This window comes from Streptomyces sp. RLA131, from assembly GCF_056270125.1.
On sequence record NZ_JBWDOQ010000002.1, the window covers coordinates 3,900,323 to 3,925,614 of the forward strand.

The window sequence follows — 25,292 nt, forward strand, 5'->3', positions numbered from 1 at the left end:
CTAAGCACCGGATGCAGCGCTTGTGCAACATCCACGGCCAGGATCGGGGGATTCGGGAAATATTGTTGATCTTGAATGGGATCTGTGGATAACCCAGCGATTGTGGATATCTCCGTCGACAGTTCTGGCGACTTACTTCGAACAGCGCATTGATTACACGATGTCACGCACAGTAGTCGCTGGAGAGGGTTCAGAGCCCGGACGATGCCGGGCGCACAAGTCATGGGAGGGAGCGGAAAGGCCGCTCCGGGGCCCCCTGAAACGCATGCGGACATGCGACGACCCCCGCCGGGGGGGAGAGCGGGGGTCGTCCCCACGGTCCGACTCGGGGGGGGAGGAGCCAGACCGGGTTAGCACGGTCGCGAACGATCCGTGACTTCCATGGTGTACCCGAAGCCTCTCTCAGGCAAACCCACGCGCCTCAGCTTACGCCGAATGGTGGGTGACTAGGCTTCGTGATTGTGGAAAACCACCCAGCCCCGCGCACCGCAGCCTTCTTCGACCTCGACAAGACTGTCATCGCCAAGTCGAGCGCACTCGCCTTTGGCCGGTCCTTCTATCAGGGCGGCCTGATCAACCGGCGCGCCGTCCTGCGTACCGCGTACGCCCAGTTCGTCTTCCTCGCAGGCGGGGCGGACCACGATCAGATGGAGGGGATGCGCAAGTACCTCTCCGAGCTCTGTCGTGGCTGGAATGTGCAGCAGGTGCGGGAGATCGTCGCCGAGACCCTGCACGACCTGATCGACCCGATCATCTACGACGAGGCCGCCTCCCTCATCGAGGAACACCATCTGGCCGGCCGTGACGTCGTCATCGTCAGCGCGTCCGGCGCCGAGGTCGCCGAGCCGATCGGCGAGATGCTCGGGGCCGACCACGTCCTCGCCACCCGGATGGTCGCCGAGAACGGCTGCTACACCGGCGAGATCGAGCACTACGTCTACGGCCCCGCCAAGGCCGAGGCGATAGCAGCCCTGGCCGAGTCGGAGGGATACGACCTCGAACGCTCCTACGCCTACAGCGACTCGGTCACCGACATCCCGATGCTGGAGACCGTCGGCCACCCGTACGCCGTCAATCCCGACCGCGCACTGCGCAAGGAGGCGGTCGCCCGCGAGTGGCCGGTGCTGACGTTCAGCCGTCCGGTGCGGCTGCACCAGCGGGTGCCGTCACTGCCGCCGCGCCCGGTGCTCGCCGCAGCGGCGATCGGCGCCGCCGCGGCCACGGCGGGCCTCGTCTGGTACGCCTCCCGGCGGCGAAGGGCGGCAATATCCTGATCCGCGGCACAGGATCGGCAATGTCCTGGTTGGTGGCCAAAAGTAAATAACTGGGCCCAGGGGTTCCGCTTGCCTCACCCGCGCTGTAGAAATGAGGTAACGGCCCGCGAGACCACGGACTTTCCGAGAGGAAGACCGAAGGAACCGCAGCAATCACACTGCATGGCCCCACGGACCGAGCATGGCTACCGGGTACCCACGCGCCGCAGACCCGCTGACCGGGCCGCCGCACCAGGTGACGGGCGAAGTCCCCGACCTGATGGGCAAATATCGTGCACGCTTGGTAACCCGGAAGTCATGCCAGCGGCGGCACCCTCAAAGGTGCCGCCGCAACTCTTTGCCCACGTTCCTCACGCGGCTCCGCGCTGAAGCGCCTCGCACACCGCCACGCTCTCGCGCACCCCGAGCTCCACGGCCCGGCCGCAGTGCCCGATCCACGCCGCCATCCCCTGGGGCGTACCGGAGACATAGCCGTCCAGCGCCTTGAGGTAGTCCGCACGCCCCAGTTCCGCGTGCCCGACCTCGGCCGGACAGATGGACTTGGGGTCCAGGCCGCTGCCGACCAGCACGACACGCTGCGCGGCGCGCGCGACGAGGCCGTTGAAGGAACCGAAGGGCCGCAGGGCCAGCAGCTCCCCCTGCACCACCGCACCCACCACCAGGGCCGGGGCCTCGCTGCCCGCGAGCAGCAGCGCGGCCAGGCCGTCGAGGCGGGCGGCGACCTCCTCCGGTTCGGGCAGCGGCAGCGCCGTTCCCGTCGCCGGTGACTCCTCCTCGGCCTTCTCGCCGGCCAGCCGGGGCCGGCCCACCGTTTCGTCGGGCATCACGCCCCCCGCCGCGACCAGGTGCAGCCTGGCCAGCGTCTGCACCGGCGACTGACGCCACACACTGAGGAGTTGGCCGGCCTCGGCGGTGAGCCGCAGGGCGGCGCCGACGGTACGCGCGTCGGGGTCGGCGCCGAAGTCACTGCGGCGCCGCACCTCCTCCAGCGGCCAGTCAGCCCCGGCCAGGGCCGCCGAACCGCGGGCGCCGCGCAGCGCGGCCTCCGAGGCGACCTCGTCGGACCGGCGGCGCATCACTCGGTGGCCGTAGACCTGGTCCACGGCCTTCCGTACGGAGTCCACGGACTCCCCGACACCGGGGAGTGAGCCGAGGACGGCGAGCGGGTCTGTCGTACTCATACCTACGACCCTACGCACCCGGCCCGCCCGCCCCCCTTTGGAGTGGTCTTCCTCACGGCACTTGCGCGGGGAGGCCGTCGCCACCACTACGCTTACCGAACATGAAGATCGCTTTCGTTGGGAAGGGCGGCAGCGGCAAGACCACGCTGTCCTCGCTCTTCATCCGTCACCTCGCCGCCGCCCGCGTCCCGGTCCTCGCCGTCGACGCCGACATCAACCAGCACCTCGCGCCCGCCCTCGGCGTCGACGAGGACGAGGCCGGCGCGCTCCCCGCGATGGGCGCGCACCTACCGGAGATCAAGGAGTACCTGCGCGGCGCCAACCCCCGGATCGCCTCGGCCGACACCATGATCAAGACGACTCCGCCCGGTCACGGTTCCCGGCTGCTGCGCGTCACGGAGGACAACCCGGTCTACGCCGCCTGCGCACGCCCGGTTCCGCTGGACGACGGCGCGGCCCGGCTGATGGTCACCGGCCCGTTCAACGAGTCCGATCTCGGCGTCGCCTGCTACCACTCCAAGGTCGGCGCGGTCGAGTTGTGCCTCAACCACCTCGTGGACACCCGCGACGAGTACGTGGTGGTCGACATGACCGCCGGCAGCGACTCCTTCGCCTCGGGGATGTTCACCCGCTTCGACATGACGTTCCTGGTCGCCGAACCGACCCGCAAGGGTGTCGGCGTCTACCGCCAGTACAAGGAGTACGCCCGCGACTTCGGGGTCGCGCTGCGCGTGATCGGCAACAAGGTCCAGGGCCCCGACGACCTGGCCTTCCTGCGCGACGAGACCGGGGACGACCTGCTGGTCACCGTCGGCCACTCCGACTGGGTGCGGGCCATGGAGAAGGGCCGCCCGCCGCTCTTCGCGCGCCTCGAAGAGACCAATCGCGCCGCGCTGCGCACCATGCACGAGGCAGCCGACGCGTCGTACGCGCAGCGGGACTGGGAGCGCTACACCCGCCAGATGGTGCACTTCCATCTGAAGAACGCCGAGAGCTGGGGCAACGAGCGCACCGGCACCGACCTGGCCTCCCAGGTGGACCCGTCGTTCCTGCTCGGCGAGCAGATCCGCACCGGCTCACCCGTACGGGCTAGTTAGCCGCACGGACGGTCCCTCGCTCCTCCGGCTTTGTCCGAGCTGTGCATTACTCTCCCATTACTGACTCTTGAGAGTAATGAGGAGATTGCTCCCAGTTACCCGCCGCACAGCCGTGACCACGACCGTGTACGCGCAGCCGAGCGCCGTACGCAGCCGCGCCGCCCCGGAGGAGACGGGCCCATGAGCCGATCGCGTCAACCACGCCCACCGCGCCGACTTCGTCCACCGAACCGCACCCGCCAGGCCGACCGAACAGACCACGTGGACCGGGCAGACCGGGCAGACCGACCAGAAGGGGCTGACCGGGCAGGCCGAATGAGCCGCGCCGGCGGACCCGGCCGGCTTCGGCACGACCTGTCCGCCTCGGTCACGGTCTTCCTGATCGCTGTACCGCTGTCCCTCGGCATCGCCATGGCGACCGGTGCCCCGCTGCAGGCCGGGCTGGTCTCGGCCGCCGTCGGAGGCATCGTCGCCGGGCTGCTGGGCGGAGCCCCGCTGCAGGTCAGCGGGGCCGCCACCAGCCTGGTGGTGGTGACCGCCGAGCTGGTGCAGCGCTATGGATGGCGTACGACATGCGCCATCACGGTACTGGCCGGCCTCGTCCAACTCGCCCTGGGCGTGCTGCGCGTGGCGCGGGCCGCGCTCGCCGTCAGCCCGGCGATCGTGCACGGCATGCTGGCCGGTGTCGGCGTGGCGATCGCCATCGCCCAGCTGCATGTGGTCCTCGGCGGCAGCCCGGATCCCTCGGCTCTCGACAACATCGCGGCACTGCCACGGCAGTTGGCCCACCCCGGCCTCGCGGACCTGCTGATCGGCGCGGTCACCATCGTCGTACTCCTGTCCTGGCCCCGGCTGCCCGGCCGCGCCGGACGGGCGCTGCGCACCGTCCCGGCACCGCTCGGGGCGATCGTGGTCGCCACCGCGGTCTCGGTCGGCATGACGCTGCCCAGGGCCGAACTCCCCTCCTGGAACACGCTGGTACTGCCCGGCCTGCCCGGCCTGCCCGACCGGCCGTTGCCCGGCATCGTCGCCGCCGTCCTCACGGTCACCCTGGTGGCCAGCATGGAGTCACTGCTGTCCGCCGTCGCCGTCGACAAGCTGCGCAGCGCGCGAGGCGACACCGCCGAGAGGGCGGCCCTGAACCGCGAACTCCTCGGCCAGGGTGCCTCGAACGTGGTGTCGGGGCTGCTCGGCGGGCTGCCGGTGGCCGGTGGTGCGATCCGCGGCTCGGCCAATGTCGCGGCCGGCGCGGTCAGCCGCCGCGCCACGGTGCTGCACGGTGTGTGGGTGACGCTGTGCTTCGGGCTGCTGGCGGGAATCCTGGAGCTGATCCCGCTGGCCGCGCTGGCCGCGCTGGTGATGGTGGTCGGGGTGAAGATGGTCAGCTTCGCCCACATCCGGCATGTGCGACGGCACCGCGAGTTCCCGGTCTACGCCGTCACCCTGGGCACGGTCGTGCTCTTCGGGGTGCTCCAGGGGGTGGCGGCCGGCATCGCGGTTTCCGTCTTCCTCCAGATGCGCCGCCTCACCCGGACCCGGATCACCGTCACCGAGCAGGACGGCACCCATCGCGTCCATGTCCGCGGCCAGTTGACCTTTCTCGCCGTCCCCCAGCTGACCAAGGCCTTCACCCAGGTCCCGTACGGCGCCACGGCGGTGGTCGAGCTGGACGGCTCCTTCATGGACCACGCCGCGTACGAGGCGCTGCGCACGTGGTGCGACAGCCATCGTGCGCGTGGTGGCTGGGCCACGCTCGCCGGACGCTCGGGGGAGCCGATCGCCGAACCGGCCGGCTCCCGTGCGCACGCCTGCCGGCCCTGGACGCCGTGGCGCAACCATCACTGCACGCGCGCGGACACCGCCTCCGGCAGCGCGGGCCAGCTCGTCGGCGGACTCAGCGCCTTCCAGCGCAACACCGCGCCGCTGGTGCGCGAGGAGCTCGCCCGGCTGGCCGCCGAGGGCCAGCGGCCCACCCAGCTGTTCCTGACCTGCGCGGACTCCCGCCTGGTCACCAGCATGATCACCTCCTCCGGCCCCGGAGATCTCTTCACCGTCCGCAATGTCGGCAATCTCATGCCGCCACCCGGCACCGACGCGTCCTGCGACTCGGTGGCCGCCGCCGTGGAGTACGCGGTGGATGTGCTGAAGGTCGGCAGCATCACCGTCTGCGGGCACTCCGGCTGCGGGGCCATGCAGGCGCTGCTCGGTGGCAACGGCCATGAGCCCGGCGCCCAGACGCCGCTGGCCCGCTGGCTCCGGCACGGCCGGCCGTCCCTCGCCCGGCTGGGCCGGATCGGCCGGATCGGCCGCGGCGAGGTCGCCCTCGCCGACCGCCCGGTCGCCGACGACCTGGAACGCCTCGCCCTGGTCAACGTCATGCAGCAGCTCGACCACCTCATGGCGCACCCCTGCGTCGCCCGCCGGGTGGCCGAGGGCACCCTCCAGCTGCACGGCATGTACTTCCATGTGGCCGAGGCCCAGGCCTATGTCCTGGACCGGCCGTCCAGCACTTTCACCGCGGTGCGGCCGGAGGTGCCGGAGGTCCTGGATCCGGTGTGAACGACCGCGGTCCGTCTCCTGTCGTCGTGCCGCTCGTTTCCTCGCCCGTACCCGGCCGCCCCGGGTACGGGCGTTGCGGCAGAACGGCGCTGTGACAGAACAGGTCTAAACCAATTTCGGGCGGCCCTTGTCATGGGCCGCCCCGACTGATGAGCTATGACCTGGGACACACGGGAGCATGCCGAAGGAGACACTGTGAGCAACGAGAGCCTTGCCAACCTCCTGAAGGAGGAGCGCCGGTTCGCCCCGCCCGCCGAACTGGCGGCGGCCGCGAATGTCACCGCGGACGCGTATGCGCAGGCCAAGGCGGACCGGCTGGGCTTCTGGGCGGAGCAGGCGAGACGGCTGACCTGGACGACCGAGCCGGCCGAGACGCTGGACTGGTCGAACCCCCCGTTCGCCAAGTGGTTCGCCGACGGCACGCTCAACGTGGCGTACAACTGCGTCGACCGGCATGTCGAGGCCGGCCTGGGCGACCGGGTGGCGATCCACTTCGAGGGCGAGCCCGGCGACAGCCGCGCCATCACCTACGCCGAGCTGAAGGACGAGGTCTGCAAGGCGGCCAACGCCCTCACCGAGCTGGGCGTCCAGGCCGGCGACCGGGTGGCGGTCTATCTGCCGATGATCCCCGAGGCCGTCGTGGCCATGCTGGCCTGCGCCCGCATCGGCGCCGCGCACTCCGTGGTCTTCGGCGGTTTCTCCGCCGACGCGCTCGCCACCCGTATCGAGGACGCCGACGCCAAGCTGGTCATCACCTCCGACGGCGGCTGGCGGCGCGGCAAGGCAATGGCTCTCAAGCCCGCTGTCGACGACGCCGTGGGGCGCGTCGACTCGGTGCGCAACGTGCTGGTCGTACGCCGCACCGGCCAGGACGTCGCCTGGACCGAGGGCCGCGACCTGTGGTGGCACGAGACGGTGGAACAGCAGTCCGCCGAGCACACCCCGCAGGCCTTCGGGGCCGAGCAGCCGCTGTTCATCCTGTACACCTCCGGCACCACCGGCAGGCCCAAGGGCATCCTGCACACCTCCGGCGGCTACCTCACCCAGGTGGCCTACACCCACCACGCCGTCTTCGACCTCAAGCCCGAGACCGACGTCTACTGGTGCACCGCCGACATCGGCTGGGTCACCGGCCACTCCTACATCGTCTACGGGCCGCTCGCCAACGGCGCCACCCAGGTGATGTACGAGGGCACCCCCGACACCCCGCACCAGGGGCGCTTCTGGGAGATCGTGCAGAAGTACGGCGTCACCATCCTCTACACCGCGCCGACGGCCATCCGTACGTTCATGAAGTGGGGCGACGACATCCCCGCGAAGTTCGACCTGTCCTCGCTGCGCGTGCTGGGTTCGGTCGGCGAGCCGATCAACCCCGAGGCGTGGATCTGGTACCGCGAGCACATCGGCGCGGGAAAGACCCCGATCGTCGACACCTGGTGGCAGACCGAGACCGGCGCCATGATGATCTCGCCGCTGCCCGGCGTCACCGAGACCAAGCCCGGCTCCGCGCAGCGCGCCCTGCCGGGCATCGCCGCGACCGTCGTGGACGACGACGCCAACGAGGTGCCCGACGGCTCCGGCGGGTACCTGGTGCTCACCGAGCCCTGGCCCGCGATGCTCCGGACGATCTGGGGCGACGACCAGCGCTACCTGGACACCTACTGGTCCCGTTTCGAGGGCCGCTACTTCGCCGGTGACGGGGCCAAGAAGGACGACGACGGCGACATCTGGCTGCTCGGCCGGGTGGACGACGTGATGCTGGTCTCCGGACACAACATCTCGACCACCGAGGTCGAGTCCGCCCTCGTCTCCCACCCCTCGGTCGCCGAGGCCGCCGTCGTCGGTGCCACCGACGCCACCACGGGCCAGGCCATCGTCGCCTTCGTCATCCTGCGCGGCAACGTCTCCGAGACCGAGGGCCTGGTCGACGAACTGCGTGCGCATGTCGCCACCGTCCTCGGCCCCATCGCCAAGCCCAAGCGGATCCTGCCGGTGGCCGAACTGCCCAAGACCCGCTCCGGGAAGATCATGCGCCGGCTGCTGCGCGACGTCGCCGAGAACCGCGAACTGGGTGACGTCACCACCCTGACGGACTCCACGGTCATGGACCTCATCCAGAGCAAGCTGCCCTCCGCCACAAGCGAGGACTGAGCCCGGAACGGGTGAGGGGGCCTGCGGGACGGAACCCGGAGGCCCCCTCACCCGTTCCGGCTAAGCCGGCCATACGTCGCGCAGGAGCCGCGACAAGAATCAGGGGCGCCGGGAAGTCCGGTCGGCACACAGATCACGTGTATCCAGCCGCACCGCCCAGGAGGCCTCTCCGATGACAGCGCCCCCGCCCCCGCCCCCGCCCCGCCGGTCCGTCTTCCTCGGCCGTCTCTCGCTGCCGGAGCGCAACTACCTCGCGGACGCGCTGCGCACCGAGACCACCGGCGGCATGCTGCTGCTCCTGGCGGCGGTGACGGCGCTGGTCTGGGCGAACAGCCCGGCCGGTGACACCTACACCTCGACCGTCGACTTCCACTTCGGGCCGGCCGCGCTGCGGCTGGACCTTTCCGTCGGGCACTGGGCGGCGGACGGGCTGCTGGCGGTCTTCTTCTTCGTCGCCGGAATCGAGCTGAAGCGCGAACTGGTCGCCGGCGAGCTGCGCAGCCCCGCGGCGGCGGCCCTGCCGGTGGTCGCGGCGGTGTGCGGGATGGCGGTACCGGCCCTGGTCTACACGGTCGTGAACGCCGCCGGCGGCGGATCGTTGCAGGGCTGGGCGGTGCCCACGGCCACCGACATCGCGTTCGCGCTGGCCGTGCTGGCGGTGATCGGGACCTCGCTGCCCTCGGCACTGCGGGCCTTCCTGCTGACGCTGGCCGTCGTGGACGACCTTCTCGCCATCCTGATCATCGCGATCTTCTTCACCTCCAGCATCGACCTGGCCGCGCTCGGCCTGGCCCTGGCCGGACTGGTCCTGTTCTGGCTGCTGCTGCGCAAGGAGGTGCACGGCTGGTACATCTACGTCCCCCTGGCGCTGGCCAACTGGACGCTGATGCACGCCAGCGGGGTGCACGCGACGATCGCGGGCGTGGCGATGGGCCTGATGCTGCGCTGTCACCGGCGGGAGGGCGAGGCGCAGTCGCCGGGCGAGCACATCGAGCATCTGGTGCGTCCGCTGTCGGCCGGGCTGGCGGTACCGCTGTTCGCGCTGTTCTCGGCCGGGGTGGCGGTGTCGGGGGGCGCGCTGGCCGATGTGTTCTCCCGGCCCGAGACCCTGGGTGTGGTGCTGGGCCTGCTGGTCGGCAAGACGGTCGGGGTGTTCGGCGGCACCTGGCTGACGGCACGGTTCACCAGGGCCGAACTCAATGCGGACCTGGCCTGGGCGGATGTGCTCGCGGTGGCGTCGCTGGCCGGGATCGGCTTCACGGTGTCGCTGCTGATCGGCGAACTCGCCTTCGACGAGGACCCGGTACTGGCCGCGGAGATCAAGGCCGCGGTGCTGATCGGTTCGCTCCTGGCGGCGGTGGTCGCGAGCGTGCTGCTGAAACTGCGCAACTCCCGGTACCGCCGTCTCGTCGACGACGAGGAGCGTGACGAGGACCTGGACGGCATCCCGGACGTGTACGAGCAGGACAACCCGGCCTATCACCTCCGCATGGCCGCGATCCACGAGGCGAAGGCCGCCGAGCACCGACGCCTCGCCGAAGTGGCGCGCAGCAGGGGCGGCGACGACTGAGCGTCAGGCATGATCGGGGGGTAGCGGGTACGTACCGTTCGTGGGCGGGTACCGCCCACGGGTACGTACCGCTCGCGGGACAGCCCACCATGACCCACGACCAACCAACGGAGGACGCGATGAGCGCAGCGGACGAGGCCGGACCCGAGGGACGGAGCCTCGGCCAACTGTTCGCCTCGGCCACGGCGGAGATGTCCGCCCTGGTGCACGAGGAGATCGCCCTCGCCAAGGCGGAGCTGCGGGAGGACGTCAAGCGGGGCGCGGTCGGTGGCGGGGCCATCACGGCCGCCGGGGTGCTGGCCCTGTTCGCGCTGCCGGTGCTGAGCTTCGCGGCGGCGTACGGGATCCACAACCTGGGGCTGGGGCTGGCCTGGTCCTTCCTGATCGTGGGCGTCGCGTTTCTGCTGCTGGCCGCGGTGCTGGGGCTCTTCGCGAAGGGCAAGTTCAACAAGATCAAGAAGCCGGAACGGTCCATCGCCTCGGCCAAGCAGACGGCCGCCGTGCTGCAGAACGTGAAGCCGCATCCCCGTCCGGCCCCGCTGGACCCCGCCCTGCCGGCCGGGTCCGGCAACACGGTGGACGTAAAGGTGTGACAGGCTCCTCGCTATGACGGTCGCTGATCATCCTTCTGGTCTCTCGGGGCCCTCGGGCTCCGAGCTCGTGCGGATCGACGGGCCCTGGACCCACCGGGATGTCGCCGCGAACGGCGCCCGCTTCCACATCGCCGAGATGGGCGACGGGCCGCTGGTGCTGCTGCTGCACGGCTTCCCGCAGTTCTGGTGGACCTGGCGGGAGCAGCTGCCCGCGCTCGCCGAGGCCGGTTTCCGGGCGGTGGCGATGGATCTGCGCGGGGTGGGCGGCAGCGACCGCACACCGCGCGGCTACGACCCGGCGAACCTGGCGCTGGACGTCACCGGCGTGATCCGTTCGCTCGGTGAGCCGGACGCCGCGCTGGTCGGCCATGACCTGGGCGGCTATCTGGCCTGGACGGCGGCGGTGATGCGGCCGAAGCTGGTGCGGCGGCTCGCGGTGTGCTCGATGCCGCACCCGAGGCGCTGGCGGGCGGCCATGCTGGGGGACTACCGGCAGACGGCCGCCGGGTCGTACGTGTGGGGCTTCCAGCGGCCGTGGATTCCCGAACGGCAGCTGGTCGCGGACGACGCCGCGCTGGTCGGACGGCTGATCCGGGACTGGTCCGGCCCCCGGCTGCCGGAAGACGAGGCGGTGGACACCTACCGCCGGGCGATGTCCATCCCGTCGACCGCGCACTGCGCCGTCGAGCCGTACCGGTGGATGGTGCGGTCGCTGGCGCGCTTCGACGGTTTTCAGTTCAACCGCCGGATGAAGCGGCCGCTGCGCGTGCCGACGCTGCATCTGCACGGCTCGCTCGACCCCGTGATGCGCACGCGTTCGGCGGCGGGCAGCGGGGCGTACGTGGAGGCGCCCTACCGCTGGCGGCTCTTCGACGGACTGGGGCACTTCCCGCACGAGGAGGACCCGGTGGCGTTCTCGACGGAGCTCATCAACTGGCTCAAGGACCCCGAGCCGGACCGCTAGGCAACGGCTGGGTGTCGCTGCGCAAAGCCGCGTTACGCTCATATGACCATCAGCCAAATGCCGGACGCATACGCCAATTGATTGACCCCCGGGAGATTATGGACCTCGGGGCGCGGGCACGTAGCTCGGTATGGGCTGGACGCACGACTACCGTGACGTGTCACGCAATCGCGGCTCCGCAGCGGCCTCGGCCGCCCGGAGTTTCCCCGGGAACGGCACCCCGGATCACCGTACGGAGGACTCCCGCATCGGGATCCCCCTCATCCTGAGGCGCCGCGCCCGCTGGGTCGGTGCGCGGCTGCGCCACGTGCGCAGCGACTAGGCGCGGCCGGGCCGCCGCGCCGCCGGGGCACGTGCCGGGGCGGTTTCGGTGCACGTGCCGATGCCCGTCGGTGCAGGTGCCGGGTGCTCGTCGGTGCAGGTGCGGGTGCTCGTCGGGGTCTGTTTCGGGGTGTCGGTCGGTGTCTGTGTCGGGGTATCGGTCGGTCAGAGCGCGCAGCCCTGGCTGTCCACCTCGCCGACCGCCTTCGCCCCGATGTTCGCGTCGGGTGCCACCTCATCGGCCGTCAGGGCGTAGCCGGTTGTCGCGTCGTCGAGGGACTTGGCGAAGACGACTCCGTAGACCTTGCCCTCCGGAGTGAGCAGCGGGCCACCGGAGTTGCCCTGGCGGACCGTGGTGTAGAGCGAGTAGACATCGCGCTTGACGGTGCCGCGCCGGTAGATGTCGGGGCCGGTGGCCGGGATGCGGTTGCGCACGCGGGCGGCCCGGACGTCGAAGGCGCCGTTCTCCGGGAAGCCGGCCACGATGGCGTCGTCACGGGTCCTGGCGTCGGTCCCGCTGAACTGGAGCGCGGGCGCGTCGAGCGAGGGGACGTCCAGGACGGCGATGTCGCGCTGCCAGTCGTAGAGCACGATCTTGGCGTCGTAGAGCCGGCCCTCGCCGCCGATCTGGACGGTCGGCTCGTCGACACCGCCGACGACGTGCGCATTGGTCATGACGCGGTGCTTGGCGAAGACGAAGCCGCTGCCTTCGAGGATCTTTCCGCAACTGGAGGCGGTGCCGACCACCTTGACGATGCTCTTTCTGGCCTGGCTGACCACACTGCTGGTGGTCAACGTCTCGTCGGGGGCCGGCACATCGGTGATCGGCTCGTTGGCGAAGGGCGTGAAGACCTGCGGCAGGCCGTTCTGCGCGAGCGTCGAACTGAAGTCGGCGAACCAGGTGTCGGCCTGCTGCGGTACGACCCGGGCGACACCGAGCAGCACCTTGGACGAGCGCACCTCGCGGCCCAGCGTCGGCAGCGTGGTGGTGGCCAGTGCCGAACCGATCAGCCAGGCGACCAGCAGCATCGCCACGACGTTCACCAGCGCGCCGCCGATCGCGTCGATCGCGCGCGCCGGCGACCAGCTGACGTGCGTACGGACCTTGTTGCCCAGGTGGGTGGTGAACGCCTGACCGACCGAGGCGCAGACGATGACCAGCACCACGGCGGCGACCACCGCGACCGTGCCCGGCGTGGCGTTGCCCGTGACCTCGCCCCAGAGGACCGGCAGCAGGTAGACCGCGATCAGACCACCGCCGAGGAAGCCGATCACCGACATGACGCCGACGATGAAGCCCTGGCGGTAGCCGATGACCGCGAACCACACGGCGGCGAGCAGTAGTACGACATCCAGCACGTTCACCCGGACACCGTCTCACGGGGGATCATCCCAGCGGGACGGACTTTGTACGATCCCAACTTCGCTCCCAGCCCGCGAAGTGCAGGATTCGGTCGATCAGTCCCGCTGTAAAGCCCCACACGAGGGCGCCCCCGACCTCGAAGGCCGGTCCCCGGTAGCCGCTGGGGTGCACGACGGACGTCCGGTTCGCCGGGTCGGTGAGATCGGCGACCGGCACCGTGAAGACCCGGGCGGTCTCGGCGGGATCGACCGCGCCGAACGGGCTCGGTCTGCGCCACCAGCCCAGCACCGGTGTCACCACGAAGCCGCTGACCGGGATGTAGAGCCGGGGCAGCACCGCGAAGACCTGCACACCGGACGGATCGAGGCCGGTCTCCTCCTCCGCCTCGCGCAGCGCGGCCCGCAACGGCCCCTCGCGCTCCGGGTCGCCGTCCTGCGGATCCAGCGCCCCGCCGGGGAAGGAGGTCTGCCCGGCGTGCGAGCGCAGGGAGCTGGACCGCTCCATGAGCAGCAGTTCGGGACCGTCGGCGCCCTGCCCGAAGAGGATCAGCACCGCCGAGGCCCGGCCGCCGTCCGCCGGTGGCAGAAAGCGGCTCAGTTGCTCCGGCAGTACGCCGTCGGCCGCGCGGGCGACCGGGTGCAGCCAGTCGGGCAGACCGTCGGCGGTGACGGTCACCGCGCCCTCGTACGTCTCGCGTGCTCTTGTCACTCAACCCCCAGCGGCGGCGCGGCCTTGCCGGGGAAGCCCGGCGGCGGCTTCAGCCGCTGGCCCGGGGCGCCGCCCAGTTCGTACTTCAGCAGTTTCCCGGCCTTCTCCGGGTCGGTCTCGCCCTCTCCGTACGCCGGGCAGAGCGGGGCGACCGGGCAGGCACCGCAGGCGGGCCGGCGGGAGTGGCAGACGCGGCGGCCGTGGAAGATCAACCGGTGCGACAGCATCGTCCACTCGCTTCTGGGGAAGAGCTCGCCGATCTCCTGCTCGACCTTCTCCGGATCCTCCGACCGCGTCCATCCGAAGCGGCGCACCAGCCGCCCGAAGTGGGTGTCGACGGTGATGCCCGGCACCCCGAAGGCGTTGCCCAGCACCACGTTGGCGGTCTTGCGGCCCACGCCGGGGAGCGTGACCAGGTCGCTCAGCCTCCCGGGGACCTCGCCGCCGAAGCGGTCGCGCAGCGCCGCGGAGAGCCCCAGCAGCGATCTCGCCTTGGCCCGGAAGAAGCCGGTCGGGCGGATGATCTGCTCCAGCTCCTCCGGGTCGGCGGCGGCCAGTTCCTCGGGCGTCGGATACTTCGCGAAGAGCGCGGGGGTGGTCTGGTTGACGCGCAGGTCGGTGGTCTGCGCGGACAGCACCGTGGCGACCAGGAGCTGGAACGGATTCTCGAAGTCCAGCTCGGGGTGGGCGTACGGATAGGCCTCCGCCAGCTCGCGGTTGATCCGCCGCGCCCGGCGCACCAGGGCGAGACGCGACTCGGGCTTCCCGGGCTGTTCGCTCAGAGCTGAATCCGGCACGGCCTTCACCCGGGCGGCCGTACCGCCCTGCCGTTTCTTCTGCGCACTCGGCGTATCGGACACCCGGCCAGCCTAAGGCCAGGCACTGACATCCGCCCCGGACCACCAAGATCCCGCACCCGAACGGACCCCCGGGAGACAACCCCGCGCACACATAAGACAGACTTGTGATTGATCGCACTGTTTTGCCGTACGGCATGATGGTCCGGAAAGCATATGGGCCCGACAAGGAGAGAGCACGTGGACGACGTTCTGCGGCGCGCACCGCTTTTCGCGGCGCTCGACGATGAGCAGGCCGCTGAACTGCGCGCCTCCATGACGGAGGTCACGCTGGCACGCGGTGACTCGCTGTTCCACGAGGGCGACCCCGGGGACCGGCTGTACGTCGTCACCGAGGGCAAGGTGAAGCTGCACCGCACCTCCCCCGACGGCCGCGAGAACATGCTCGCCGTCATCGGCCCGGGAGAACTGATCGGTGAGCTGTCGCTCTTCGACCCCGGCCCGCGCACGGCGACCGCCACCGCCCTGACCGAGCTCAAGCTGCTCGGTCTGGGCCACGGCGACCTCCAGCCCTGGCTCAACGCCCGCCCCGAGGTCGCCACGGCGCTGCTGCGGGCGGTCGCCCGCCGGCTGCGCCGTACCAACGACGTCATGTCCGACCTGGTCTTCTCCGATGTGCCGGGCCGGGTCGCCAAGGCCCTGCTCGACCTGTCGCGCCGCTTCGGCGTGCAGTCCGAGGAAGGCATCCACGTCGTCCACGACCTCACCCAGGAGGAGCTCGCCCAGCTCGTCGGCGCCTCCCGGGAGACGGTCAACAAGGCGCTCGCCGACTTCGCGGGCCGTGGCTGGCTGCGGCTGGAGGCCCGCGCGGTCATCCTGCTCGACGTGGAGCGGCTGGCGAAGCGGTCGCGCTGACCGCCGCGCGCACGCATACACGCGCGAGGGGCCCTGCGCCGTCCACGGACGGCGCAGGGCCCCTCGCGCATGCTCAGATCAGCCCGTGCTCGCGCAGGTAGTCCAACTGCGCCCGCACCGACAGCTCGGCGGCCGGCCACAGCGCCCGGTCGACATCGGCGTAGACACGGGCGACGACCTGCTGCGCGGTGGCGCAGCCCGCCTCCACCGCCGTCTCGACCTGCGCGAGGCGGTTCGCGCGATGGGCGAGGTAGAACTCCACGGCGCCGCGCGCGTCCGCCAGCACCGGGCCGTGGCCGGGGAGCACCGTGTCGACGCCGCCGTCCATGGTGAGGCGCTGGAGCCTGCGCAGCGAGTCCAGGTAGTCGCCGAGCCGGCCGTCGGGGTGCGCGACCAGGGTGGTGCCGCGTCCAAGGACGGTGTCGCCGGTCAGCACGGCGCCGTCGGCGGGCAGATGGAACGAGAGCGAGTCGGCGGTGTGCCCGGGGGTGGGCACGACGCGCAGCTCCAGGCCGCCGGTGGTGACCGTGTCGCCCGCCGCCAGCCCCTCGTCGCCGAGCCTCAGCTCCGGGTCCAGGGACCGTACATGGGTCCGCGTCAGCTCGGCGAGACGGGCGGCGCCCTCGGCGTGGTCCGGATGGCCGTGGGTCAGCAGCGTCAGGGCGATCCGCTTGCCCAGGGAGTCCGCGGTGCTGACGACCCGGGCGAGGTGCGCCTCGTCCAGCGGGCCGGGGTCGATGACGACCGCCAGCTCGGAGTCCGGCTCGCTCACGATCCAGGTGTTGGTGCCGTCCAGCGTCATGGGCGAGGGATTCGGCGCCAGTACGCAGTGCGCGCGGGCCGTCGCAGCTCCGCCGACCGAGGGCCGGGGAGCACCGGGCAGGATCGCCGCGGTCATTCGGCGGCTCCCGGGCCGATGCGCCTGGTGAACTCCGCGTGCCCGGGCCAGCTCAGTACGATCTCGCCGCCGTCACCGTCGAGGTCGGCCCGTGCCAGCACCGGGGTCATGTCCCGGCCCGGCGCGCCCGCCAGGGCCTCCGCGGCCGTACCGTACGGCGCCAGCGCGCGCAGCGTCGCGATGGTCGGCGGCATCATGGTCAGCTCGCCCCGGTCGTAGGCGGCGGCCGCGTCGGCCGGGCGCAGCCACTCCGTACGGTCCGCCTCGCCGGACACGTCCCGGGTGCGCTGGCCCGCGGGCAGCAGCGCCACGAAGAACCAGGTGTCGTACCGGCGCTCCTCGAACTCCGGGGTGATCCACCGCGCCCAGGGCCCGAGCAGATCCGACCGCAGGACGAGGGAGCGGCGGGCCAGGAAGTCGGCGAAGGACAGCTCCCGGGTGACCAGGGCACGCCGGTCGGCCTCCCAGTCGTCGGCGGTGGTGTCCTCGACCACCGAGGCCTCGTCCGGCCCCGCCAGCAGCACTCCGGACTCCTCGAACGTCTCCCGTACCGCCGCGCACACCACGGCCTGCGCGGACGCCGGATCCACCCCGAGCCCGGCCGCCCAGGTCCCCAGATCCGGGCCCGCCCAGCCGACCGGACGTTCGTCGCGCGGGTCGACCCCGCCGCCGGGGTAGGCGTACGCCCCCGCGGCGAAGGCCATCGAGGACCGTCTGCGCAGCATGTGCACCGCGGGGCCGGCCCCGGCGGGGGTGTCGCGCAGCAGCATCACCGTCGCCGCCCGGCGCGGGGCGACGGGCGTCAGACGGCCTTCCGCCAGTGCTCTGATCCGCTCCGGCCAGCTGGCCGGAAACCACTGGCCGCTCGTGGTGGTCATGGGGCGGATGCTATGCGCTCGCGCGCGGATGTTCGAGGGTGCCCCACGTGAAGGGCCGCCCCGGTCGGGCTCATCCCGGTCGGCCCCTCCCCCGGTTCCGGCGGCTCGGCCCTACTCCGCCAGCTCGACCTGGAGCTCGATCTCGACCGGCGCGTCCAGCGGGAGCACCGCGACGCCCACCGCGCTGCGCGCGTGGATGCCGGCCTCGCCCAGCACCTCGCCGAGCAGCTCGCTGGCGCCGTTGACGACGCCGGGCTGCCCGGTGAAGTCGGGGGCGGAGGCGACGAAACCGGTGACCTTGACGACCCGCTTGACCAGATCGAGGTCACCGACGACCGACTTGACCGCGGCGAGCCCGTTGAGCGCCGCCGTGCGCGCCAGCTCCTTCGCCTCCTCGGCGGTGACCTCCGCGCCGACCTTGCCGGTCAGCGGCAGCTTGCCCTCGACCAGCGGAAGCTGGCCCGCCGTGAAGACGTACCGGCCCGAGCGCACCGCCGGGACGTACGCCGCGAGCGGGGCGGCGACCGCCGGCAGGGTCAGCCCCAGCTCGGCGAGCCGGGCCTCGACCGCGCTCATGCCTGCTTCTCGCGCTTGAAGTAGGCGACGAGCTGCTCGGGGTTGTTGGGCCCGGGCACGACCTGGACCAGCTCCCAGCCGTCCTCGCCCCAGGTGTCCAGAATCTGCTTCGTCGCGTGCACAAGCAGCGGCACGGTCGCGTATTCCCACTTAGCCATGACAGGGACTTTAGTGCCTGCCCGTCGATCAGCCGGACGGCCCCGCGCGTAGGGCGGTGCCGGACTGGTTAGGCTCGAAGATGTGAGTATCAGGCTCCATATCGTGACGGGTAAGGGCGGGACAGGGAAGACCACGGTCGCCGCGGCGCTCGCGCTCGCGCTGGCCGGCGAGGGGAGGCGGATCCTGCTCGTCGAGGTCGAGGGACGGCAGGGCATCGCGCAGGTCTTCGAGACGGAGGCGCTGCCGTACGAGGAGCGGAAGATCGCCGTCGCACCGGGCGGAGGCGAGGTGCACGCCCTCGCCATCGATCCGGAGCAGGCGCTGCTGGACTACCTCGACATGTTCTACAAGCTCGGCCGGGCCGGCCGGGCCCTCAAGAAGCTCGGCGCGATCGACTTCGCGACGACCGTCGCGCCCGGGCTGCGCGACGTGCTGCTGACCGGCAAGGCCTGCGAGGCCGTCCGCCGCAAGGACAAGGCGGGCTGGCGGACGTACGACGCGGTGGTGATGGACGCCCCGCCGACCGGCCGGATCACCCGCTTCCTCAACGTCAACGACGAGGTGGCGGGCCTGGCCAGGATCGGGCCCATATACAACCAGGCGCAGGCCGTGATGCGGGTGATGAAGTCGCCGGAGACCGCGGTCCATCTGGTGACGCTGCTGGAGGAGATGCCGGTCCAGGAGACCGTGGACGGCGTCGCCGAGCTGCGCGGAGCCGGGCTCCCGGTCGGCGGCGTGGTGATCAACATGGTGCGGCCGGTGGTCCTGGACTCCGAGGCGGTGTGCGCGGCGGCCAACGGACAGCGCACAGCCGTCGCCAAGGCCCTCTCGCAGGCCGGTCTGGGCGGCGCCCGCCGGGGCGGCCTCGCGGAGCGCCTGGTGGACCCGCTGCTCGCGCAGGCCCATGAGCACGCCGAGCGGGTGGCCCTGGAGGGGCGGGAGCGCGAGGAGCTGTCGGCGCTCGGACTGCCGACGTACGAACTGGAGCTGCTGGGGGACGGAATCGACCTCGGCGGGCTCTACAGATTGGCTGAAAATCTACGTAAGCAGGGGCTGGGAGTCGCATGAGTCTGGAGAGTCCGGTATTGGCGATCGACCCCCTGCTCGACGATCCGCGGACCCGGATCCTGGTCTGCTGCGGCTCGGGCGGCGTCGGCAAGACCACCACGGCCGCCGCCCTGGGCGTACGGGCCGCCGAGCGCGGCCGCAAGGCCGTGGTGCTCACCATCGACCCGGCGCGGCGGCTGGCGCAGTCCATGGGGCTGAGCGAACTGGACAACACCCCGCGCCGGGTGGCCGGCGTCGACGAGTCGGCCGGCGGCGAACTGCACGCGATGATGCTGGACATGAAGCGGACCTTCGACGAGGTGGTGCTTCAGCACAGCGATCCCGACCGGGCCCGGGCGATCCTGGACAACCCCTTCTACCAGTCGCTTTCGGCGGGGTTCGCGGGCACGCAGGAGTACATGGCCATGGAGAAGCTGGGCCAGCTGCGGGCGCTCGACGAGTGGGACCTGATCATCGTGGACACCCCGCCCAGCCGGTCCGCGCTGGACTTCCTGGACGCCCCCAAGCGCCTCGGGTCCTTCCTGGACGGGCGGTTCATCCGGCTGCTGATGGCCCCGGCGAAGGTCGGCGGCCGGGCCGGGGTGAAGTTCCTCAACATGGGGATGTCGATGATGGCCGGCACCCTCAACAAGGTCGTGGGAACGCAGTTGTTGAGCGACGTGCAGACCTTCGTGGCGGCCATGGACTCGATGTTCGGCGGCTTCCGCAAGCGGGCGGACGCCACGTACAAGCTCCTGCAGGCCAACGGCACCGCGTTCCTGGTGGTGGCGGCGCCGGAGCGGGACGCGCTGCGCGAGGCCTCGTACTTCGTGGAACGGCTGGCGGCCGAGGACATGCCGCTGGCGGGCCTGGTGCTCAACCGTGTGCACGGGAGCGGGGCCGCACAGCTGACGGCCGAGCGGGCGACGGCCGCGGCAGAGGCCCTGGAAGAGGACCTCGCCGAAAACGAGCCACCCCGGGCGGACACTCCGTCAACTCCCCTCCCCAGCGGGGAGTTCGACGAATCAGCAGAAAATCTTCAAAGCGGTGGCATTGTGGATCATCCGGACGGGAAGGCTCAGGTCCGTAACAACCGCAAGGCCGCCGGCACCTCTCCCGACCCCGGACCCGGGACCTCTCCCGAATCAGGAACCGAACCCGGGCACGACGTACCCGACCCACACCGCCTCGCCGCCGGTCTGCTGCGGCTGCATGCGGAGCGGATGCAGCTGGTCGCGCGCGAGCGCCGCACCCGCAGCCGGTTCGTCTCCGTGCACCCGGAGGTGCCGATGGTGGACGTGGCCGCGCTGCCCGGTGACGTGCACGACCTGGAGGGCCTGCGCGAGATCGGCGAGCGCCTCGCGCACGGTCAGCCGACTGCGGCGTAGTCGCCGTACTCGTCATCACCCAGCTCGTCGAACGGCAGCACACCCGTGCTGCGTTCGTACTCGGTGCGCGCGGTCTCCAGTAGCTCGCGCCACGAGGTGACCGTGGGACGCCGGCGCAGCAGCGCCCTGCGTTCCCGCTCCGTCATGCCGCCCCAGACGCCGAACTCGACGCGGTTGTCGAGGGCGTCCGCCAGGCACTCGGTACGCACCGGGCAGCCGGTGCACACCGCCTTGGCCCTGTTCTGGGCGGCTCCCTGGACGAAAAGCTCGTCCGGATCCGTTGTGCGGCACGCGGCCTGCGTGCTCCAGTCGGTTACCCAGCTGCTCATGCTGGCGCCGTCCTCTCCCGAATCGAGGCTCCCCCACGGCGGCGAGCGGCATATTCGCCGCCGCCAGTTGAGGACGTTACGGAAGGTGGGCACGGCGCAACAGCCCTTTCAGGCCCAATCTTGAATGGCCCGAACGGACTATGGGTACGCGGCAGATCACCCATGGGAGTGAGCTGGCGACATATCCGACCTGGGTGGCGATAGCCGGACATTTCGAAGATTCCAGCGTCCGAGACCTATGGCATATGACAGGAATTCGGACAGTTCTCATCACCCACAAGAGTGACGGGGGTGGACAGAAGCACGCTGCGGGTCGCTTCCGTCTTGTTACAGGGTAGGCGAACAGATGGCCGCCCGTCCCAAGAATCGCAACGTACGATGCCCTGCATGGGTCAGAAGCGATCGGGCGGAGGGCTCTCCACAGCCCAGCAGGCCGCCAAGTTCCTCGGAGTCAGTGTCCTGTCGGGCGCCGTGCTGGCGGGCATAGCGTTGCCCGCCGCCGGTGCGCTCGGCCTGTCCGCGAAGGGCACGGCGGCCGAGTTCGACTCCCTCCCGGGTGAACTGAAGCGTCCACCGCTGAGTGAGAGCAGCCAGATCCTCGACTCGGACGGTGGTCTGATCGCCACGGTCTACTCACGGGACCGCAAGGTCGTGCAGCTCAAGAACGTCAGCAAGACCATGCGGCAGGCGATCGTCGCCATCGAGGACTCGCGTTTCTACGAGCACGGCGCGATCGACGTCAAGGGCATCCTCCGCGCCCTCAACAAGAACGCCCAGGACGGCGGCGTCGCCCAGGGCGCCTCCACCCTGACCCAGCAGTACGTGAAGAACGTCTTCATCGAGGAGGCCGGCGACGACGCGACCAAGGTCGCGCAGGCCACGCAGCAGACCCTCGGTCGCAAGATCAAGGAGATGAAGTACGCCATCCAGCTGGAGAAGGAGCTGGGCAAGAAGAAGATCCTTGAGAACTACCTCAACATCACCTTCTTCGGCGAGCAGGCGTACGGCGTGGAGTCCGCCGCCAAGCGCTACTTCTCCACCTCCGCCAAGAAGCTCACGCTGGCCCAGTCCGCGCTGCTGGCCGGCCTCGTCCAGTCCCCGACGACGTACGACCCGGTCAACGACCCGCAGACCGCCAAGAAGCGCCGCAACACCGTGCTGCAGCGGATGGCCGACCTCAAGGACATCACGCAGGCCGACGCCGACGCCGCGAAGGCCAAGCCGCTCGGCCTGAAGGTCAGCAAGCCCAAGAGCGGCTGCATCACCGCCGTCAACGGCGCGGGCTTCTTCTGCGACTACGTACGCGCGGTCTTCCTCAACGACAAGACCTTCGGCAAGACCAAGGCCGCCCGCGCCAAGCGCTGGGACCGCGGCGGTCTCACCATCAAGACCACCCTGGACCCCAAGGCCCAGGCCTCGGTCCGGTCGGCGATCAGCAGTCACGTCTACGCGAGCGACTCCGTCGCCACCGCCGTCACCCTCGTCCAGCCCGGCACCGGCAAGATCCTCGCCATGGGTCAGTCCCGTCCGTACGGCATCAGCAAGGGCGAGACCACGATCAACTACTCGGTGAACCGCAACCGCGGCGGCGGCGCCGGCTACCAGCCAGGCTCCACCTTCAAGGCGATCACTGCGGCCGCCGCCATAGAGCAGGGCACCAGCGCCTCGCAGGTCTACGCGGCGCCGTACCAGATGGACTACCCGAGCCCGGTCTCCACCTGCAGCGGCAACTGGACCAACACCGAGGGCGCCACCGTCGAGAACGAGAACTCCTCGGAGAAGGGCCCGATGGGCATGAAGGAGGCGACCGCGAAGTCGGTCAACACCTACTACGTCCAGCTCATCAGTGACATCGGGGTCTGCTCGGTGACGAAGATGGCCACCTCCATGGGCATCCAGCGCGCCGACGGCAAGAAGATCGACCAGGTCCCCTCGATCACCCTGGGCACCCAGGAGGTCACCCCGCTGACCATGGCGAACGCCTACGCCACCTTCGCCAACGGCGGCGTCTACTGCTCGCCCACCGCCATCGAGTCGATCACCGACTCGAACGGCAAGAAGCTGAGCGTGCCGAAGACCTCCTGCGAGCGGGCGATGTCGGAGAAGACCGCCGCCACCCTCAACACCCTCCTCAAGGGTGTGGTCGAGGACGGAACCGGCCAGCAGGCCGGTCTGGACGACCGTGACAGCGCGGGCAAGACCGGCACCACCGACTCCCGCTACGCCGCCTGGTTCGTCGGTTACACCTCCGACATGGCCGGCGCGGTCTGGGTCGGCGACCCCGCCCACCAGCGCAAGATGACCAACATCACCATCGGCGGCGTCTACCACGCCAAGGTCTTCGGCGCCGACACCCCGGGCCCGATCTGGAAGGCCGCCATGAGCGGCGCCCTGTCCGGCACGACCTCCGCGAACCTCCCGACCGTGGCGATCCAGGACCCGGTCACGGACGACAACAGCGACGACGACGACAAGGGCGACACGTCGAGCACCGGGGACAACACCACCGGCAGCGACGACAGCAACAGCACCGGCCTGCTCGGCGGCATCTTCGACACCACCGGCAGCAACAGCAACGGCGGGAACAGCGGCAACGGCAACGGCGGCCGGGGCTAGCGACCGCGAACCTCATGCGGCATGCGTAAGGGGCGCCCTCAAGGGAGGGCGCCCCTTACGCGTACCCGGACTCCGGTGTCCGGACCGGCCGGGCGCCCGGGCGACCGGGCCGCCCGGGCGCGGCCCGGAAGGCGGCTCAGCCGAGCAGCTGCTTCTTCACCTCGGCCGCGACCCGGCCGCCCTCGGCCAGCCCGGCCACCTTCGGGTTCACGATCTTCATGACCGCGCCCATCGCCCGCGGCCCCTCGGCGCCGGACTCCTTGATCGCCTGCGAGACGATCTCCGTCAGCTCGTCTTCCCCGAGCTGCTTGGGCAGATACGCCTGCAGCACCTCGCCCTCCGCGAGCTCCCGCTCCGCCGACTCCTTGCGGCCGCCCAGCTCGAAGGCATCGGCCGCCTCCCGGCGCTTCTTCTCCTCGCGGGCGATGACCTTGAGCACCTCGGCGTCGGACAGCTCCCGGGCCTGCTTGCCCGCGACCTCCTCCTTGGTGATCGCGGTGAGCGTCAGCCGGAGCGTGGCGGAGCGCAGCTCGTCCCGCCCCTTGATGGCGGCGGTGAGGTCGTTGTGGAGGCGCTGCTTGAGCGTGGTGGTCATACGATCGAGTCTGCCAGGTCGACCGCGGGACAGCGGAAAATTTATGATGTGACAGGCCGTCTGCCACCATGGACGGCATGCGCGCGCGATACGGAGTCCCCCTTGGCATCACGGCACTCGGCGCGGCCTGCGTGGCCTACGCCGCCGGCATCGAATCACGGTCCTTCCGCCTGAGGCGGGTGGAGATCCCCGTACTCCCCGCCGGAATGCGGCCGCTGCGCGTACTCCAGGTCTCGGACATCCACATGGTCAGCGGCCAGAACAAGAAGCGCCGCTGGCTCCAGTCCCTGGCCGCCCTGCGCCCCGACTTCGTCGTCAACACCGGCGACAACCTCTCCGACCCCGAAGGCGTCCCCGAGCTCCTCGACGCCCTCGGCCCCCTCATGGAGTTCCCCGGCACCTACGTCTTCGGCTCCAACGACTACTACGGCCCCAAGCCCCGCAACCCCGCCCGCTACCTCGTCGAGCGCACCCGCGGCCAGCACGGCCTCAACGGCAAGAACGAGCCCGCCGTCAACGTCGTCCACAACCCCTGGGAAGACCTCCGCGACGCCTTCGACACCGCCGGCTGGGTCGGCCTGTCCAACGCCCGCGGCCGCCTCAAGCTCGAAGACGGCATACGAGATCGCCCTCACCGGCCTCGACGACCCCCACATCAAGCGCGACCGCTACAGCCTGGTCGCCGGCGGCGCCGAATCCTCCGCCGACCTCTCCCTGGCCATAGTGCACGCCCCCTATCTGCGGGTCCTCGACGCCTTCACCGCCGACCGCTACCCCCTCATCCTCGCCGGCCACACCCACGGCGGGCAGCTCTGCATCCCCTTCTACGGCGCCCTGGTCACCAACTGCGACCTCGACACCGACCGCGTCAAGGGCCTCTCCACCCACACCGCCGCCGGCCAACGCTCCTACCTCCACGTCTCCGCCGGCTGCGGCGCCAACCGCTACACCCCCGTCCGCTTCGCCTGCCCCCCCGAGGCGACCCTGCTCACCCTGACCCCACGCACCGCCTGACGCGCGCCTGACGCCCCTGACGCCGATAAACCGGATTTCGTCTCCGGCAGCCGGTCCGCTAGAGTAATCCTCGTCGCGCCGGAGATGGCCCGACACAGCAGGACCGGGGTGTGGCGCAGCTTGGTAGCGCGCTTCGTTCGGGACGAAGAGGCCGTGGGTTCAAATCCCGCCACCCCGACCCAGGTCAGAGGCCCTATCGGAGAGATCCGGTAGGGCCTCTGGCGCGTCTGCCAGCAGAAAAGTACAGCAACCACAGCGGCCCTCAGCGACCGCCAGCAGCCAGGCCGGCCGACGCTCGC

At 70.7% G+C, this 25,292-nt stretch carries 22 protein-coding genes, 1 tRNA gene and 1 pseudogene; 14 read left to right on the forward strand and 10 right to left on the reverse strand.

Annotation, left to right across the window (positions count from 1 at the left end; all coding sequences use genetic code 11):
* Positions 1-461: 461 nt before the first annotated feature.
* Positions 462-1,274, forward strand: a complete 813-nt coding sequence (locus RWE79_RS18620) for an HAD family hydrolase (protein WP_475941207.1) — start codon at positions 462-464, stop codon at positions 1,272-1,274.
* 350 nt (positions 1,275-1,624) lie between these two features.
* Here the strand turns inward: RWE79_RS18620 and RWE79_RS18625 are convergent, their stop codons facing one another.
* Positions 1,625-2,455: a Fic family protein gene (locus tag RWE79_RS18625; RefSeq protein ID WP_475941208.1), complete on the reverse strand. Its 831-nt coding sequence runs from the start codon at positions 2,453-2,455 to the stop codon at positions 1,625-1,627.
* A gap of 101 nt (positions 2,456-2,556) precedes the next feature.
* On the opposite strand from RWE79_RS18625, the gene RWE79_RS18630 reads away from it, so the two are divergent.
* From RWE79_RS18630 to RWE79_RS18660, 7 genes are all read left to right on the forward strand, one after another.
* Complete coding sequence (locus RWE79_RS18630) at positions 2,557-3,552, forward strand: ATP-binding protein (RefSeq protein ID WP_475941209.1); 996 nt, start codon at positions 2,557-2,559, stop codon at positions 3,550-3,552.
* Positions 3,553-3,867: 315 nt separating this feature from the next.
* Positions 3,868-6,111: a SulP family inorganic anion transporter gene (locus RWE79_RS18635; RefSeq protein WP_475941210.1), complete on the forward strand. Its 2,244-nt coding sequence runs from the start codon at positions 3,868-3,870 to the stop codon at positions 6,109-6,111.
* A 195-nt stretch (positions 6,112-6,306) separates the two neighbouring features.
* Entirely contained in the window at positions 6,307-8,262 is a 1,956-nt protein-coding gene (gene acs / locus RWE79_RS18640; protein WP_475941211.1) for an acetate--CoA ligase, read from the forward strand.
* Positions 8,263-8,434: 172 nt separating this feature from the next.
* Positions 8,435-9,832 (forward strand): Na+/H+ antiporter NhaA, encoded by a 1,398-nt coding sequence (gene nhaA / locus RWE79_RS18645; protein ID WP_475941212.1) that lies wholly within the window; start codon positions 8,435-8,437, stop codon positions 9,830-9,832.
* Between the two features lie 119 nt (positions 9,833-9,951).
* Positions 9,952-10,425 carry a phage holin family protein gene (locus tag RWE79_RS18650; RefSeq protein ID WP_475941213.1) on the forward strand — a complete coding sequence of 158 codons (474 nt, stop codon included), beginning with the start codon at positions 9,952-9,954 and terminating at the stop codon, positions 10,423-10,425.
* A 13-nt stretch (positions 10,426-10,438) separates the two neighbouring features.
* Entirely contained in the window at positions 10,439-11,389 is a 951-nt protein-coding gene (locus tag RWE79_RS18655; protein WP_475941214.1) for an alpha/beta fold hydrolase, read from the forward strand.
* Positions 11,390-11,519: 130 nt separating this feature from the next.
* Positions 11,520-11,711, forward strand: a complete 192-nt coding sequence (locus tag RWE79_RS18660) for a hypothetical protein (protein ID WP_475941215.1) — start codon at positions 11,520-11,522, stop codon at positions 11,709-11,711.
* A gap of 164 nt (positions 11,712-11,875) precedes the next feature.
* Here the strand turns inward: RWE79_RS18660 and RWE79_RS18665 are convergent, their stop codons facing one another.
* From RWE79_RS18665 to nth, 3 genes are read right to left on the reverse strand one after another with little or no spacing between them, the layout of a single operon-like run.
* Positions 11,876-13,075 carry a MarP family serine protease gene (locus RWE79_RS18665; RefSeq protein WP_475941216.1) on the reverse strand — a complete coding sequence of 400 codons (1,200 nt, stop codon included), beginning with the start codon at positions 13,073-13,075 and terminating at the stop codon, positions 11,876-11,878.
* A gap of 22 nt (positions 13,076-13,097) precedes the next feature.
* Positions 13,098-13,781 carry an NUDIX hydrolase gene (locus RWE79_RS18670; RefSeq protein ID WP_475941217.1) on the reverse strand — a complete coding sequence of 228 codons (684 nt, stop codon included), beginning with the start codon at positions 13,779-13,781 and terminating at the stop codon, positions 13,098-13,100.
* Positions 13,778-14,587 carry an endonuclease III gene (nth, locus tag RWE79_RS18675; protein ID WP_475945916.1) on the reverse strand — a complete coding sequence of 270 codons (810 nt, stop codon included), beginning with the start codon at positions 14,585-14,587 and terminating at the stop codon, positions 13,778-13,780. Before nth ends, RWE79_RS18670 begins: the two co-directional genes overlap by 4 nt.
* Before the next feature lie 231 nt (positions 14,588-14,818).
* On the opposite strand from nth, the gene RWE79_RS18680 reads away from it, so the two are divergent.
* Entirely contained in the window at positions 14,819-15,493 is a 675-nt protein-coding gene (locus RWE79_RS18680; RefSeq protein WP_475941218.1) for a Crp/Fnr family transcriptional regulator, read from the forward strand.
* Between the two features lie 73 nt (positions 15,494-15,566).
* Here the strand turns inward: RWE79_RS18680 and RWE79_RS18685 are convergent, their stop codons facing one another.
* The 4 genes from RWE79_RS18685 to RWE79_RS18700 form a co-directional block, all read right to left on the reverse strand.
* On the reverse strand, positions 15,567-16,391 hold the full coding sequence (locus RWE79_RS18685; protein ID WP_475941219.1) for an MBL fold metallo-hydrolase: 825 nt from the start codon (positions 16,389-16,391) through the stop codon (positions 15,567-15,569).
* Positions 16,388-17,269 (reverse strand): NUDIX hydrolase, encoded by an 882-nt coding sequence (locus tag RWE79_RS18690; protein ID WP_475941220.1) that lies wholly within the window; start codon positions 17,267-17,269, stop codon positions 16,388-16,390. The genes RWE79_RS18685 and RWE79_RS18690 overlap by 4 nt, the downstream gene beginning before the upstream one ends.
* Before the next feature lie 111 nt (positions 17,270-17,380).
* Complete coding sequence (locus RWE79_RS18695; protein ID WP_475941221.1) at positions 17,381-17,845, reverse strand: RidA family protein; 465 nt, start codon at positions 17,843-17,845, stop codon at positions 17,381-17,383.
* Complete coding sequence (locus RWE79_RS18700) at positions 17,842-18,003, reverse strand: DUF4177 domain-containing protein (protein ID WP_127357531.1); 162 nt, start codon at positions 18,001-18,003, stop codon at positions 17,842-17,844. The genes RWE79_RS18695 and RWE79_RS18700 overlap by 4 nt, the downstream gene beginning before the upstream one ends.
* Positions 18,004-18,085: 82 nt before the next feature.
* Between RWE79_RS18700 and bagA the strand changes: the two genes are divergently transcribed.
* Entirely contained in the window at positions 18,086-19,072 is a 987-nt protein-coding gene (gene bagA / locus RWE79_RS18705; protein ID WP_475941222.1) for an ATPase BagA, read from the forward strand.
* Positions 19,069-20,439, forward strand: a complete 1,371-nt coding sequence (bagB, locus tag RWE79_RS18710) for an ATPase BagB (protein WP_475941223.1) — start codon at positions 19,069-19,071, stop codon at positions 20,437-20,439. The genes bagA and bagB overlap by 4 nt, the downstream gene beginning before the upstream one ends.
* On the opposite strand, the gene RWE79_RS18715 is transcribed toward bagB, so the two are convergent.
* Positions 20,421-20,768 (reverse strand): WhiB family transcriptional regulator, encoded by a 348-nt coding sequence (locus RWE79_RS18715; RefSeq protein ID WP_475941224.1) that lies wholly within the window; start codon positions 20,766-20,768, stop codon positions 20,421-20,423. The genes bagB and RWE79_RS18715 overlap by 19 nt on opposite strands.
* Before the next feature lie 387 nt (positions 20,769-21,155).
* Here RWE79_RS18715 and RWE79_RS18720 point away from each other — a divergent pair, with 387 nt between their 5' ends.
* A complete protein-coding gene (locus tag RWE79_RS18720) occupies positions 21,156-23,384 on the forward strand; it encodes a transglycosylase domain-containing protein (protein WP_475941225.1) in 2,229 nt (742 codons plus the stop codon).
* A gap of 136 nt (positions 23,385-23,520) precedes the next feature.
* On the opposite strand, the gene RWE79_RS18725 is transcribed toward RWE79_RS18720, so the two are convergent.
* The gene (locus tag RWE79_RS18725) at positions 23,521-23,979 is read right to left on the reverse strand and encodes a GatB/YqeY domain-containing protein (RefSeq protein ID WP_475941226.1); all 459 of its coding nucleotides are present in this window, start codon (positions 23,977-23,979) and stop codon (positions 23,521-23,523) included.
* Positions 23,980-24,056: 77 nt separating this feature from the next.
* On the opposite strand from RWE79_RS18725, the pseudogene RWE79_RS18730 reads away from it, so the two are divergent.
* Both RWE79_RS18730 and RWE79_RS18735 read left to right on the forward strand, forming a co-directional pair.
* A pseudogene (locus RWE79_RS18730) lies at positions 24,057-24,993 on the forward strand (metallophosphoesterase).
* Between the two features lie 104 nt (positions 24,994-25,097).
* Positions 25,098-25,171: transfer RNA gene (locus RWE79_RS18735), tRNA-Pro, on the forward strand.
* Positions 25,172-25,292 lie beyond the last annotated feature (121 nt).